Source organism: Bradyrhizobium sp. Ash2021, assembly GCF_031202265.1.
Taxonomy (GTDB): Bacteria; Pseudomonadota; Alphaproteobacteria; order Rhizobiales; family Xanthobacteraceae; genus Bradyrhizobium.
Genome location: NZ_CP100604.1, coordinates 9,174,080 through 9,187,773 on the forward strand (window position 1 = coordinate 9,174,080; position 13,694 = coordinate 9,187,773).

The 13,694-nt window shown below is 62.0% G+C and carries 12 protein-coding genes; 6 read left to right on the forward strand and 6 right to left on the reverse strand.

Features of this window, described 5'->3' with window-relative positions; genetic code table 11:
• Window positions 1–253: 253 nt before the first annotated feature.
• The 3 genes from NL528_RS44050 to NL528_RS44060 all read right to left on the reverse strand — a co-directional run bounded on the left by NL528_RS44050 (window position 254) and on the right by NL528_RS44060 (window position 2,064).
• On the reverse strand, window positions 254–712 hold the full coding sequence (locus tag NL528_RS44050; RefSeq protein ID WP_309180583.1) for an OsmC family protein: 459 nt from the start codon (window positions 710–712) through the stop codon (window positions 254–256).
• Window positions 713–965: 253 nt separating this feature from the next.
• A complete protein-coding gene (locus NL528_RS44055) occupies window positions 966–1,823 on the reverse strand; it encodes a winged helix-turn-helix domain-containing protein (protein ID WP_309180584.1) in 858 nt (285 codons plus the stop codon).
• A 40-nt stretch (window positions 1,824–1,863) separates the two neighbouring features.
• A complete protein-coding gene (locus NL528_RS44060) occupies window positions 1,864–2,064 on the reverse strand; it encodes a hypothetical protein (RefSeq protein WP_309180585.1) in 201 nt (66 codons plus the stop codon).
• A 157-nt stretch (window positions 2,065–2,221) separates the two neighbouring features.
• On the opposite strand from NL528_RS44060, the gene NL528_RS44065 reads away from it, so the two are divergent.
• On the forward strand, window positions 2,222–3,148 hold the full coding sequence (locus NL528_RS44065) for a LysR family transcriptional regulator (protein WP_309180586.1): 927 nt from the start codon (window positions 2,222–2,224) through the stop codon (window positions 3,146–3,148).
• A 64-nt stretch (window positions 3,149–3,212) separates the two neighbouring features.
• Here NL528_RS44065 and NL528_RS44070 read toward each other — a convergent pair whose 3' ends face one another.
• Window positions 3,213–4,208 carry an aldo/keto reductase gene (locus tag NL528_RS44070; RefSeq protein ID WP_309180587.1) on the reverse strand — a complete coding sequence of 332 codons (996 nt, stop codon included), beginning with the start codon at window positions 4,206–4,208 and terminating at the stop codon, window positions 3,213–3,215.
• 827 nt (window positions 4,209–5,035) lie between these two features.
• Here NL528_RS44070 and NL528_RS44075 point away from each other — a divergent pair.
• On the forward strand, window positions 5,036–5,614 hold the full coding sequence (locus NL528_RS44075; RefSeq protein ID WP_309180588.1) for a hypothetical protein: 579 nt from the start codon (window positions 5,036–5,038) through the stop codon (window positions 5,612–5,614).
• A 186-nt stretch (window positions 5,615–5,800) separates the two neighbouring features.
• Here NL528_RS44075 and secA read toward each other — a convergent pair whose 3' ends face one another.
• Window positions 5,801–8,653 (reverse strand): preprotein translocase subunit SecA, encoded by a 2,853-nt coding sequence (gene secA / locus NL528_RS44080; protein ID WP_309180589.1) that lies wholly within the window; start codon window positions 8,651–8,653, stop codon window positions 5,801–5,803.
• Window positions 8,654–9,022: 369 nt separating this feature from the next.
• On the opposite strand from secA, the gene NL528_RS44085 reads away from it, so the two are divergent.
• The 3 genes from NL528_RS44085 to mutT all read left to right on the forward strand — a co-directional run bounded on the left by NL528_RS44085 (window position 9,023) and on the right by mutT (window position 11,800).
• A complete protein-coding gene (locus tag NL528_RS44085) occupies window positions 9,023–9,967 on the forward strand; it encodes a peptidylprolyl isomerase (protein ID WP_309180590.1) in 945 nt (314 codons plus the stop codon).
• Between the two features lie 165 nt (window positions 9,968–10,132).
• On the forward strand, window positions 10,133–11,374 hold the full coding sequence (gene argJ / locus NL528_RS44090) for a bifunctional glutamate N-acetyltransferase/amino-acid acetyltransferase ArgJ (RefSeq protein WP_309180591.1): 1,242 nt from the start codon (window positions 10,133–10,135) through the stop codon (window positions 11,372–11,374).
• Window positions 11,375–11,389: 15 nt separating this feature from the next.
• The gene (gene mutT / locus NL528_RS44095) at window positions 11,390–11,800 is read left to right on the forward strand and encodes an 8-oxo-dGTP diphosphatase MutT (protein WP_309180592.1); all 411 of its coding nucleotides are present in this window, start codon (window positions 11,390–11,392) and stop codon (window positions 11,798–11,800) included.
• A 151-nt stretch (window positions 11,801–11,951) separates the two neighbouring features.
• On the opposite strand, the gene NL528_RS44100 is transcribed toward mutT, so the two are convergent.
• Window positions 11,952–12,803, reverse strand: coding sequence for a methyltransferase domain-containing protein (locus NL528_RS44100; RefSeq protein ID WP_309180593.1), 852 nt, complete (start codon window positions 12,801–12,803; stop codon window positions 11,952–11,954).
• 78 nt (window positions 12,804–12,881) lie between these two features.
• Between NL528_RS44100 and NL528_RS44105 the strand changes: the two genes are divergently transcribed.
• Window positions 12,882–13,691 (forward strand): ComF family protein, encoded by an 810-nt coding sequence (locus tag NL528_RS44105; protein WP_309180594.1) that lies wholly within the window; start codon window positions 12,882–12,884, stop codon window positions 13,689–13,691.
• Window positions 13,692–13,694 lie beyond the last annotated feature (3 nt).

Sequence of the window (13,694 nt, forward strand, 5' to 3'; positions counted from 1 at the left end):
GCCGCAAGAATAGCCGCCAGTCGCCGTTCCACGCGCTCTTCGCTCAAGACGCACCTCGACCGGGAAATCAAATAACTATTTAGCAGAAAAATAAGCCGATGTCCGATTGCCCAATGTCCGAGATGGGTCAAAAAACGGAAGTGGCCCCGCCTGAACGGCATTTCCGTTCTACCCTCAAGAGCAGACATCGTCCGGCCAACCCGGCATGTCCGTTTCGTGCCATGAACGGACTCTTGGGCGACCCTGGTCCTTTTCACTTCGGGCTGGGAGCTATGACAAACTCCGCAGTGAGCGTGACCTTCGATTTTATCGAATTCGAGATGAAGCACTGTGCCTCAACGCTCTCCATGATTTCGCGGGCGCGCCCAACCTCAGCTGTGTCATTAAGGGTTACACGAGGTCGAACGGTGACTTCCGTGATGCGGTACTTGCCTTCGATGTTTTCGAGCAGGCCTTCGGCCTCGCTTTGATATCCCACCGGAACCAGGCCTTTCGCTTGGGCGAGCGTGAGGAACGTCAGCATCAAGCACGTATTAACCGAGCCCACGAGTAGCTCTTCGGGCGCCCAGATGTCCGGCTGACCTTTGAACTCCGGCGGGCTGCCAACGACGATGTTTGGTTTTCCAAGCGCCGAAAGCGTACCCCGCCGTGCGGAACTCCAAGCGGTCTTGGCTTTGTAGCGAAAAGATTTGTAGGCTCTCCTGGTGTCCACGCAAACCTCCGAGCCGCTCTCGCCGAAGGCGCTCTCGCGCTTCCGCCTCCGGCGGTTTCTCTCAAACTATATCATGAGATGGTCAACGTCTGACGTGGGTCAAAACCGGCCCTGACGGCCCAGAAACGCCACTTCTGCTCCACCCCGAACAACGGACATCGTCACAGCCTGTCGGCATGTCTCAAACGTGCCAACAGCTGAAGTCGCGGTCGCGGCCTACTCGATCGTTGGTGCCGCGAGACAAGGCGGCGCATTACTCCGGAAGCCCTGCTTGGCGGAGGCCGTCGATATAGATCTGAGGTAGCCGTCGGCCGGCAGGCCATTCAGAAATGCGAAAACCGGGTTCGAGTTTGAGCAGACCGGCTGCTGCTTCTCTCGCTTCTGCTTCGCGCCTTAGATGAGCCAGGGCAATTGCAAGGCAACGATAAGTCACCGGATAAAGCTCGTTCCGGCGGATGGCCTTCCTGGTTGCCGCGACTGCCTCATCGAAACGACCAAGACCGATGAATGCAGCGCCCATTCCTGTAAACGCTGAAAAAAGCGACGGGTCAAATGGGCTTGGCCGAATGGTGCGCGCAAAACTCCGGATTGCCTCTTCGGGCTGCCCCGCCATTACATAAGTCCAACCTCGCTGTTCCCATGCGCGCAATGAATTAGGGTTTAAGGCGACCGCACGGTCCACCATCTCCCTTGCAATATCGAAATCGCCAGAAAAGAGGGCCGTCAGGCAGCCGAGTATGCTCAATGCCACATAGTCGTTCCCGCTCTCCGCACTGCCTGCGAGAGGGACGACGGTGCCGACGAACGAATAGCCCCGTCGCTTGATGTTTGCGATGTATCGATTGCCAAATTGGCCGTCACCAAGCGCCTTGCGGATGGCGGCAACGTGGACCCGGAGGCTCCCTTCCTCAACGGTTACGTCCGACCAGACGTGATCCATCAGCTCCTGCTTCGCGATGACCTCACCTGGGCGGTCGGCAAGATGGGTCAAAATATCCAGCGCCCGATCCCCGAGGGGAAGCACTCGACCGTCGCGCCGGAGCACCCTCTCGCCAATCGAAAGCTCAAAAGGGCCGAACCTCAGCTTCCTGTGAACTACGGTGCCATCCATGTGTGTCAGCCACCAGAGACTTGGTTGCGTGAATTCGAAATCAGCGGTTTCGATCCTGGCTCGGCGGACTCGCAACCGGGTCTCGCGGCACCGCTTGACCAATCGGCTTCGCGCCCAACTGGGTAAGGTTGAGCAAGATCGAGATCAGGATGACCGGGAGCATGTCGCCGCGCGCAAAGGCGACGCTGGCCGCGATGAGAATGGCCTTCAGAGTGGCCAATATTGCGAGAAGCTTTGACATCGGACACCCGCTTTCTTTTTCCGGCTGCGTCGCAAGAGTGAAATGCGACCTGGCTCACATGCATCGCCGGTCTCCTGTAGTGCTAAGGTAACCCCCTTGAATCGGCGCGATTAGCCCACATTTCCTTGAATGATCTTTGCGTTCTTCGAGGAAATCGATGGACCTTCTCGGCGCGCTCGGAGTCCTGGTCCGCGTGGTGGAGACGGGTTCGTTTTCGGCCGTCGCCCGTGAGCGCGCACTCAGCCAGGCTGCGGTCGCCCGCCAGGTCTCGCAGCTGGAGGAACATTTCGGGGTCCGCCTCTTTCACCGCACCACGCGAAAGCTCAGCCTGACCGACGATGGCGAGGTGCTGCTGGGTCTGGCCCGGCCCGTGCTGGACGGTGTTGACGGGCTGGAAGCAGCGCTCGGGCGGCAGCGCGGCTCACCTGTCGGGCTCGTGCGGGTGGGTGTCACGGTGGCGGCGAGCCGCCTTCTCGCGCAACGTCTGCCGATCTTGCTCGCCGGTCATCCGGGTTTGAAGGTCGAACTTGTGGTAGGTGATCGGCTCGGCGACATGATCGAAGAGCGGCTCGACCTTGCCATGCGCGTCGGCGAGATCACGGATGCGTCACTGGTGGCGCGCCGTAGCGGGACCGCCGTGCGCGTTGCCGCGGCAGCGCCAAGCTACATCAGGCGGCACGGCGAACCATCCAGTCCCGCCGAGATCGCAAACCACACCTGCATTGTGCACGACGTCGGACCGAATTCGGACCTCTGGACCTTTGTTACGCCGGATGGCCCCAGGGATTTTCGGGCGTCGGGCGGATTTCTCGCCAACGACGTACGTGCGGTGCACCTGGCCGCTCGGACCGGATACGGCATCGCCTATCTCGCCCTGTTCGAAGTGGCCGATGACCTCCGCAATGGCAGGCTGGTTCGCGTACTAAGGGACTTTCCCGCTCCCGGTGTTCCGTTCAGCCTGGTCTATCCATCGCGACGGCATCTCGCGCCACGCACGCGTCTTGTGATCGATTTCATCTGGGAGCAGGTTCGACAAGTCGAGGTGGAGCTTGCAACGGCATCCGATGAGGCGCGCACCGCGTAAGCGCGGCAATCCTTCGCTGGATATCATCGAGGATGGCGACCAAGGGCCGCGGAGTGCAGCTCAATCAGCGACCAATCATCGCTTGGAGCTGCGGGGGATAGCGGTCGCCCTCGACCTGGATCGCAGCAGCTGCGCGTTCGATCTCGGCGAGATCGGCAGCGGTCAGCTCGACGGTCGATGCGCCGATATTCTCCTGCAGGCGATGGAGCTTCGTAGTGCCTGGGATCGGGACGATCCACGGGCGCTGCGCCAGCAGCCAGGCGAGCGCGAGCTGAGCCGGGGTGGCGTTCTTTTCGCGCGCGATCCGCTTCAGCAGCTCCACCAGCGCCTGGTTCTTCTGCATCGCTTCGGGTGTAAAGCGGGGCAGAAGCTTTCGATAATCACCCTCCGCAATCCTGGTTTCCGATGACATGGCGCCAGTCAGGAACCCCCTGCCCAGCGGGCTGTACGGCACGAAGCCGATGCCAAGCTCTTCGCAGGCGCCGAGGATGCCGTTGGTCTCAGGGCCACGCGTCCACAGTGAATATTCGTTCTGGAGCGCGGTGACGGGCTGGACTGCATGGGCACGGCGCAGCGTCTCGACGCTCGGCTCGGACATGCCGAAATGCTTGACCTTGCCTTCGGCGATCAGGTCGCGGACGGTGCCGGCGACATCTTCGATCGGCACGTTGGGATCGACGCGATGCTGGTACAACAGATCGATGACCTCAACACCCAGTCGCTTCAGCGATCCCACGGCGGCCTTGCGGATGGTGTCCGGATGGCTGCTCAGGCCGGTGTTCGCCTTGGTCGTTGGATCGATTGCGAAGCCGAACTTGGTCGCAATAGTGACCTGGTCGCGCACGTTGCGCAAAGCCTCGCCGACAATCTGCTCGTTGGTAAAGGGACCATAGATTTCGGCGGTATCGAAGAAGGTGACGCCCAGATCGACTGCCGATCGGATCAGCGCGATGCTCTCTTCACTGGCGAGCGAGTGGCTGTAAGTGGAATTCAGGCCCATGCAGCCGAAACCTATTTCAGAGACTTTGAGACCGTTGGTTCCCAATTGCCGCGTCTTCATTGCATACCTCGTCATTCGCCGTTACGGCACCACGAGAGAGCTTATGGCTGCGTCATAATCAGAAAATACGCACGACGCTTGAAACACTTTCAAGCAAATCGACCAAATCGACCCTGAACCCGTGCCTCCAAACGCGAGCAAACCACGCGAGATTGCCGTGTCTCACTTATGGGGTGCAGTCCGGTGCACTAAATTGAATTACGCGGTGGTAGTTGGGCGCACTTTTACCGCAATACAATGCCGACCTAATACCGGCCTGCTCAGGAATGACCGTCAGAACCGTGGTGTGATCCATCTCCGCCAGAATACCCGGAATACCCACCTATCGAATTGTCGCGATTGCCGTCGCCATCAGGCTTCACCTTCGTGCCCTGACGAAATGCAAAGCCGAGAAATCCAACCAGCGCGCATAACGCCAGAAGCGGTCCGAGCCAATTCGGCATGATCATCCTCCACGTTGTTCAGGCGTCTCGATCGGGCGTGCGCTACACGTCGATCGGCGGCTCCATTTGCGCAAGCTCTTCTCTCAAGGGCGTCCAGCCGGGAGCCATCACAACGGTGTTCAAGATACCACGAAGAGTAAAGCTAACCTCGAAAATCTCTCCGGTTTCCGCCTCAGCTGACGGCTTGTCCAATGTCCGCTGCGCCCCGATAGCCGACTAATCCCGCTGCCCAGCGAAATATCGCGATGTGCCAACAACGGCATGGCAGGGAGGAATGTTATCGCTTTCCAACCTCGCGCATTGGATATTCTTTGTGACTGGCTGGGTCCTCGCGATCGTTCTTATTGGGCTGGCGCAACTATTTCGTCGGACGGGGCCGCAGACGTGGCGGCCGTCTTCGGCCAGATGAAATCGTCGACCGGGCTCCTTGCCGCAACGACATTGATCTTCTTCCTGGCGCCGGTTCCGGCGGGCTACATCGCCGCGAAAATAGCACCAGACGAGAAGCTCCTGAATGGCGCCTTATCGATCTCGGCATGGTTTGTGTTTTGCGTCTGCGACGCGATTTGGGGCGGCCACGGCGGAGATACCACCGCTCACATGCCGCACTGGCTTGATGCCCTGACGACGTACGGCGTTCCAATTCCAGCAATGCTCGGCGCCTACATTTGGCACCTGCGCGCCGATCGTGGGGCCTTCGCCCCAGTGATTATCCACCAGGACTATCATGCAGCAGAGGGTCTGCAACGCGAGCCGTTGATGCCGTCAACAGCGTCGAAGCAAAATCAACCACGGCGCTTTGGCCGCACAGGCTCGGGCCTCGGTATGTTCATTTTCCTCCTCATGCAGTTTCTCCTCACCGAGCATGAGCGGAATATGCTGCTACTAGCAATGATAGTAGCTCTGGCATTGGTCGTCGCTATTGCTTTCGCGTTAAAGGCATTTAAGAGCACTTCGGGCTGACTAACGAGGCAAGCGTCCGCTTCGGGACGATGAAGCAAGCGCGGTTGGACATTCCCTGCCACAGCAAAAGCGGGTCGCACCCGCCGAGGCGGGGCATCCAGTATTTCGGGAATTTGGTCAGCAATCGAGATAGCGCGCGGCGTACTGGATCATCCGCTTTCGCGGATGATGACAGTCAGCGCAGACTCACGCGTACTTGCCGTGGCAGTGCTTGTACTTCTTGCCGCTTCCGCAGGGACAATCCTCGTTGCGGCCGACCTTGCCCCAGCTTGCGGGATTTTTGGGGTCGCGATCGGCGCCGACCGCGGCCGGCACCAATGAGGCCTGGGCAAAGTTGGCTTGGGCGAACGCCATCTCGTCTTCACCGGTATTCGGATCGAGCTTGTGGGCTTCCATCGGCGGCAAGACCGGCTGCTGCTCCTCCGGCGGCACGATCTCGACGCGCATCAATTGCGCCGTCACCGCCTCGCGCAGATGCGCGATCATCGCCTCGAACAGGCTGAACGCTTCCGACTTGTATTCCTGCAGCGGATCGCGCTGGCCGTAGCCGCGCAGGCCGATCACCTGGCGCAGATGGTCGAGCATCACCAGATGCTCGCGCCAGAGATGATCCAGCGTCTGCAGCAAAATAGTTTTCTCGACGTAGCGCATCACGTCGGGGCCCCATTGCGCGACCTTGGCCGCCATGTGCTCGTCGACGCGCGTCTCGATGCGCGACAGCAGTTCCTCGTCGGCGATGCCTTCTTCCTTGGCCCAGGCGTCGACCGGCAGATCGACGTCCAGCACCCGCTTCAATTCTTCCTTGAGGCCGGCCACGTCCCACTGCTCGGCATAGGCATGCTCGGGCACGTGCTTGTTGACGACATCCTCGACGAAGGCGTGACGCATGTCGGCCACCGTCTCGGCGACGCTGTCCTCCTTCATCAGATCGACGCGCTGGTCGAAGATCACCTTGCGCTGGTCGTTCTGGACGTTGTCGAATTTGAGCAGGTTCTTGCGGATGTCGAAGTTGCGGGCCTCGACCTTCTGCTGGGCTTTTTCCAGCGCCTTGTTGATCCAGGGATGGATGATGGCCTCGCCCTCCTTGAGGCCGAGCCGCGTCAGCATGGAATCGAGCCGGTCGGAGCCGAAGATCCGCATCAGATCGTCTTCCAGCGACAGGAAGAATTTCGAGCGGCCGGGGTCGCCCTGACGGCCGGAGCGGCCGCGCAACTGGTTGTCGATGCGCCGCGATTCGTGGCGTTCGGAGCCGATGATGTAGAGTCCGCCCGGCTTGTTCACGGTTTTCGCGGGCTTCGAACCCTTGGCCGGTTCGACCTCGACAACATCTTCCGCTTTCAAAACGATGTCGCGGAAGCGTTCGATATCAGCCTTGATGCGTTCGATCTTGGCGGCTTTCTCGGCCTCGTCGGTAATGCCGACGGTCTCCTGCAGGATCCGCATGTCGAGCGAACCGCCGAGCTTGATGTCGGTACCGCGGCCGGCCATGTTGGTCGCGATCGTGATCGCGCCGGGCACGCCGGCCTCGGCGACGATATAGGCCTCCTGTTCGTGGAAGCGCGCGTTCAGGACCGCGAACAGCTTTGCCGGCTTGCCCGCGCGCGCCGCGGCATAAAGCTTCTCCATGCCGTGTTCGCTGCCGAAATCGATCTGCTTGTAGCCGTTCTTCTTCAGGTAATCGGCCAGCACTTCGGATTTTTCGATCGAGGCGGTACCGACCAGCACCGGCTGCAGCCGGGCGTTGGCGCGCTCCACCTCGGCCAGGATCGCCGCGTATTTCTCGTTCTGGGTGCGATAGACCTCATCGTCTTCGTCCAGACGCGCCACCGGCACGTTGGTCGGGATTTCCACCACTTCGAGCTTGTAGATGTCGAACAATTCGTCGGCTTCGGTCAGCGCCGTGCCGGTCATGCCGGCGAGCTTTTCGTACATCCGGAAATAATTCTGGAAGGTGATCGAGGCCAGCGTCTGGTTTTCCGGCTGGACCTGAACGTGCTCCTTGGCTTCCAGCGCCTGGTGCAGGCCTTCGGAATAGCGGCGGCCCTGCATCATGCGGCCGGTGAACTCGTCGATGATGACGACTTCGTCGTCGCGGACGATGTAATCCTTGTCGCGGGTGAACAAGGAATGCGCGCGCAGCGCCTGGTTGATGTGGTGAACCACCGAGACGTTCTCGACGTCGTACAGCGAATCGCCCTTGAGCTGGCCGGCGTCGCGCAACAGCGTTTCGATCTTCTCCATGCCGGCTTCGGTCAGCGTCACCGTACGCTGCTTCTCGTCGACGTCGTAGTCGGTCTTGTCGAGCTTGGGCAGGAAGGTGTCGATGGTGTTGTAGAATTCCGAGCGGTCGTCGAGCGGGCCGGAGATGATCAAGGGCGTGCGCGCCTCGTCGATCAGGATCGAGTCGACTTCGTCGACGATGGCGTAGAAGTGGGCGCGCTGGACCATGTCCTCCAGCCGGTACTTCATGTTGTCGCGCAAATAGTCGAAACCGTATTCGTTGTTGGTGCCGTAGGTGATGTCGCACGCATAGGCGTTCTTGCGCTCGCCATCGTCGAGCCCGTGCACGATCACGCCGGTGGTCATGCCGAGGAAGGAATAGATCTGGCCCATCCATTCGGAGTCGCGTTTGGCGAGGTAATCGTTGACGGTGACGACGTGGACACCCTTGCCGGCCAGCGCGTTGAGATAGACCGCAAGCGTTGCGACCAGCGTCTTGCCTTCGCCGGTCTTCATCTCGGCGATGTCGCCTTCATGCAGCACCATGCCGCCGATCAGCTGGACGTCGAAATGGCGCTGGCCGAGGGTACGCTTGGCCGCCTCGCGCACGGTGGCGAAGGCCGGAACCAGGATGTCGTCGAGCTTCTTGCCTTCGGCCAATTGCTGGCGGAATTCGGCGGTGCGGGCCTTCAGCGCGTCGTCCGACAACGCGGCGAGCTCGGGCTCGAGCGCGTTGATGGCGCTGACGCGGGACTGGTATCCCTTCACCCGCCGGTCGTTGGCGGAGCCGAAAAACTTGCGGGCGAGCGCGCCGATCATACCGAATTCCTGTCTTTAGCGGTTCTGCGTTGCAGCCGTGACGTGGTCCACCGGATTGCCTATCAACTCACCGTGACGCATCGCGGCAAAAGCCCCAAACCGAGGGGTCATCCGCCTAATGAGTGGGAATTAAGCAATCCAAGGTTCAACGGCCAAAAACGCAGCAAAATAAGCGCTATCGCCGTTGACACGATCGGGCAGAGATATGGCTGGGTTAGGGGCTTGTCAACGTGGCTGGTGGCGCCGATTTGGGGCGCCGGCCTGTCCGGGAATTCATCATTTTGACAGACTTTTCGCGTTGCCAATGCCCCATGATTGGGCGAGTGTCCCGCCGCCTTTAGGATCCCATCTTCAAGACAAGGATTTTGCATGACCTCCCCGTTCCCGGAAATGAAAACCGGCCTGCGCTTCGGCTTGGCCTCCCTGGCCGTAACAGGCTGCCTGGCGGCGGTTCTGGCCATTGCTCCGGGCTTGGGCCTGCCGGCCCGCGCCGAGGACAACCCCGTGCTGGCCAAGGTCAACGGCGCGGAGATCCGCCAGAGCGACGTCGCCCTGGCCGAAGAGGAACTCGGCCCCAGCCTCGCGCAGATGGACCCGGCGACCAAAAAGGACAACGTCCTGTCCTTCCTGATCGACCTGAAGGTCGTCGCTAAGGCCGCCGAGGACAAGAAGCTCGAGAATTCCGAGGATTTCAAGAAACGCCTGGCGTTCACGCGCAGCCGGCTTCTGATGGACAGCCTGCTGGCGACCGAAGGCAAGGCTGCGACCACCGACGAGGCCATGAAGAAGGTCTATGAGGACGCTTCCAAGCAGATCACCGGCGAGCAGGAAGTGCATGCCCGTCACATCCTGGTCGAGACCGAGGACGACGCCAAGGCGGTCAAGGCGGAACTGGACAAGGGTGCCGATTTTGCCGAACTGGCCAAGAAGAAGTCCAAGGACCCCGGCGCCTCCGACGGCGGCGATCTCGGCTTCTTCACCAAGGAGCAGATGGTGCCGGAATTCTCCGCGGTCGCGTTTGCGCTGGAGCCCGGCAAGATCTCCGATCCCGTCAAGTCGCAGTTCGGCTGGCACATCATCAAGGTCGAGGAAAAGCGCAACCGCAAGGCGCCCGAGTTCGAGCAGGTCAAGGCCCAGATCGAAACCTATGTGACGCGGAAGGCGCAGGCCGATTACGTCGCAAAACTGCGCGAAGCCGCCAAGGTCGAGCGCATGGACAAGCCGGAAGAGACGGCGAAGTCTGATGCCAAGCCGGACGCGGCCAAGGAGCCGGCCAAGCCCGCCGACTCCAAGATGGCGCCGGCGAAGAAGTAAATCGACTTCGCCGCCCAAGTTCAGTAATTAGACGTCATGCCCGGGCCAGATAATGGCCCGGGCATCCACGTCTTAAGGCCTTCATTGACGGATGGTGAAGACGTGGATGGCCGGAATAAATCCGGCCATGACGGTTCAGCTTCTCTGTCGATAAGGCGCCTCATCATGTCCACCGCGATCTCCCCCCTCGCCCCGACCGATGTTCCCGACATGCCCGTGATCCCGGGCGTGAAGCTCGCGACCGCAGCGGCCGGCATCCGCTACAAGGGGCGCACCGACGTCCTGCTGGCGGTAATGGACAAGGGGACTACCGTGGCCGGCGTCTTCACCAAGTCGAAATGCCCGTCCGCCCCGGTGGAATGGTGCCGCGCCAAACTGGCCAAGGGCGCTGCCCGCGCACTGGTGGTGAATTCCGGCAACGCCAATGCCTTCACCGGAAAGACCGGCAAGAGCTCGACCGCGCTGACGGCGCAGATCGCCGCCAAGGCGGTCGGCTGCAGCACCAATGAGGTGTATCTCGCCTCCACCGGAGTGATCGGCGAACCGCTCGACGCCACCAAGTTCGACGGCGTGCTGGCGACGCTTTCCGAAAGCGCTGTGCCGGGCGACTGGATGGCTGCTGCCAAAGCCATCATGACCACCGATACCTTCCCGAAGGTCGCCACCAGGACCGTCAAGCTCGGCAAGGCCAAGGTCACCATCAACGGCATGGCCAAGGGCGCCGGCATGATCATGCCCGACATGGCGACGATGCTGTCGTTCGTGTTCACCGACGCGCCGCTGTCCTCAAGCGTGCTGCAGTCGCTGCTCAAGAGCGGCGTCGAAGACACGTTCAATGCCCTCACCATCGACAGCGACACCTCGACATCGGACACCCTGCTCGCCTTTGCCACCGGCGCTGCCGCAGCCACCGGCGCGCCGAAAATCAGCCGCGCCGGCGATCCCAGGCTGAAGGCCTTCACCAAGGCGTTTCACGCCGTGCTTGCCGACCTCTCCGAACAGGTCGCCCGCGACGGCGAAGGCGCGCGAAAGCTGGTCGAGATCATCGTCGACGGCGCGACCACCAAGGCCTCGGCGCGCAAAATCGCGATGTCGGTGGCGAATTCGCCGCTGGTGAAGACCGCGATCGCCGGCGAGGATGCCAATTGGGGCCGCGTGGTGATGGCGGTCGGCAAGGCCGGCGAGCCCGCCAATCGCGACAAGCTTTCGATTTCGTTCAACGGCATCCGCGTCGCCAGGAGCGGTGCCCGCGATCCGTCCTATAACGAGGCGGAAGTTTCCGAAGTGATGAAGAACCCGAAGATCCAGATCAAGATCGCGCTTGGGCTCGGCAAGGGCCGCGACCGCGTGCTGACCTGCGACCTCACCAAGGAATATGTCGCGATCAATGGCGACTACCGGTCGTGAGCGAAACATCGGCGCATGGCTGACATCAAACTTACCCTCGTGGTCGCCTGCGCGCTGGTCGATGCCGACAAGCGGGTGCTGATCGCGCAGCGCCCGGACGGCAAGGCGCTGGCCGGCTTGTGGGAATTTCCCGGCGGCAAGCTCGAGCCCGGCGAACGGCCCGAGCAAACGCTGATCCGCGAATTGCACGAGGAGATCGGCATCACCGTCAGCGAACCGTGCCTGGCGCCGCTGACCTTCGCCAGCCATGCCTATGACAGTTTTCATCTGCTGATGCCGCTCTATATCTGCCGGCGCTGGGAAGGCCAGGTGACCGCGCGTGAAGGCCAGCAACTGGCCTGGGTCCGCGCCAACAAACTGCGCGACTACAGGATGCCGCCGGCGGACATCCCGCTGATCCCGCATTTGATCGATTTGCTGATGTGAACTGGCCGCAACGCCCACACTCGTCATGCGCGGGCTTGACCCGCGCATCCATCGAACTTCAGAAAGAGTTATGCGAAGTGGATGGATTGCCGGGTCATAGGCGAGCGGAAGCGACGCCGTCCTTCGGACGGCTTTGCCCGGCAATGACGGATCATGTTGATTTGGGTGCAGCTTTCCTCACCGCAGCCTCCAAACTCGCCTTCGCCGAACCCGGCCGCAGCGGCTGCTGCTGGCTTTCATGCGGCGCCCAGCCGGACAGCCAGATCACGTCGAAGGTGGCGCGGATGCGGCCGTCGGGATCGGAAAACCGCTTGGCGTAGATCTGCGACATCCGCAACATGGTGGTGGGGCGCGTCGGCGTCCGCCGCCGCTCGATCATGACATTGGTCGCGCCCATCCGCCTCAGGTCTTCCATCAGCACCAAGGCGTTGTCGTAGCGCACCACTGTGCGATCGACGTCGGCGACCGGCAGCGCAAAGCCGGCGCGCTGCAACAGCGCACCGACATCGCGCAGATCGGCGAACGGCGCGACCCGCGGCGACACCCCGCCTTCGCATTCGGCCTCGGCTTGCGCAAAGGCCTGCCGGAGTTCGGTGAGCGTATCGCCGCCGATCATCGCCGCCAGCAGCAGCCCGTCGGGTTTCAGCGCGCGGCGGATTTGCGCCAGCACGCCCGGCAGATCGTTGACGAACTGGAAGGCCAGCGCGGAGACGACGAGGTCGAGCGATTCCGGCTGCAGCGGAAGCGTCTCGGAATCTCCCAGCCCGACATGGCTGATCGACTTGAACCGACCGCGCAACAATTCCTGCAGCGCCGCGCCCGGGGTCCAGACATCCGCGACATCGGAAAAATTCCGCGTCACCGCCTGCAACCGCTCGACCATATCCTCGGTGACGCGGTCGAGCAGGAACGTCGCAGGCTCGCCGCGTTGCGCACGCGCCTGCCGTGCGCGCAGCAAGGCGCGGTCGAACAGGATCGGCGCGGCGTTGGGGTTTGCAGCCATGCCGGTTGGTACTCCGATCCCGCAACATCTGGCAATCCGCCGCTTGAGCATCGCGCTCCGCGGCGTTAACCTTCGCCCATGGACGCCGAGGCATCACCACCACGCTCCATTACCGGCCATTTGCGCGGCGCGTTGAACGCCGCCCGTGGCGTGTGGGCCCACACGGCGCGGCTGGCGCTCGACATCGCGCTGCCGACGCTGTGCGTGGCCTGCCGCGAACCGGTCAACGGCGAAGGCGTCTGCGCCGAGTGCTGGGCAAAATTGTCGTTCATCGCGCCGCCGTTCTGCCCTCGGCTCGGCATTCCCTTTGTCTACGATCCCGGCCCCGAATTATTGTCGATGGAAGCGATCGCCAATCCGCCGGCCTATGCGCGCGCCCGCGCCGCCGTGCGCTATGACGATGTCGCGCGCACGCTGGTGCATGCGCTGAAATACCAGGACCGCACCGATCTGGCGCCCGCGATGGGCCGCTGGATGGCGCGGGCGGGTCAGGAATTACTTAACGAAGCCGACATACTGGTCCCGGTTCCCCTGCATTGGCGGCGCGGCTGGAGCCGCCGCTACAACCAGTCCGGTGCACTGGCGCGCATCATTTCCAGGCAAAGCGGCGTGAAACTAGCCTCCGAAGCGCTCCGCCGCGTCCGGGCCACCGAGCAGCAGATCGGCCTGTCCCGGTCGCAGCGCGCCAGCAACGTCCAGGGCGCGTTCAAGGTCGCCAGCGACCGAACCGCCGACATCGCCGGCCGCCGGGTGCTTCTGGTCGATGACGTCCTGACCACCGGCGCCACGGTCGACGCCTGCGCGCGGGCGTTATTGCGCGCCAAGGCCGCCGCAGTCGACGTGCTGGTATTTGCGCGGGTTGTGGACACCCATAAAGCTCCCATATAATCG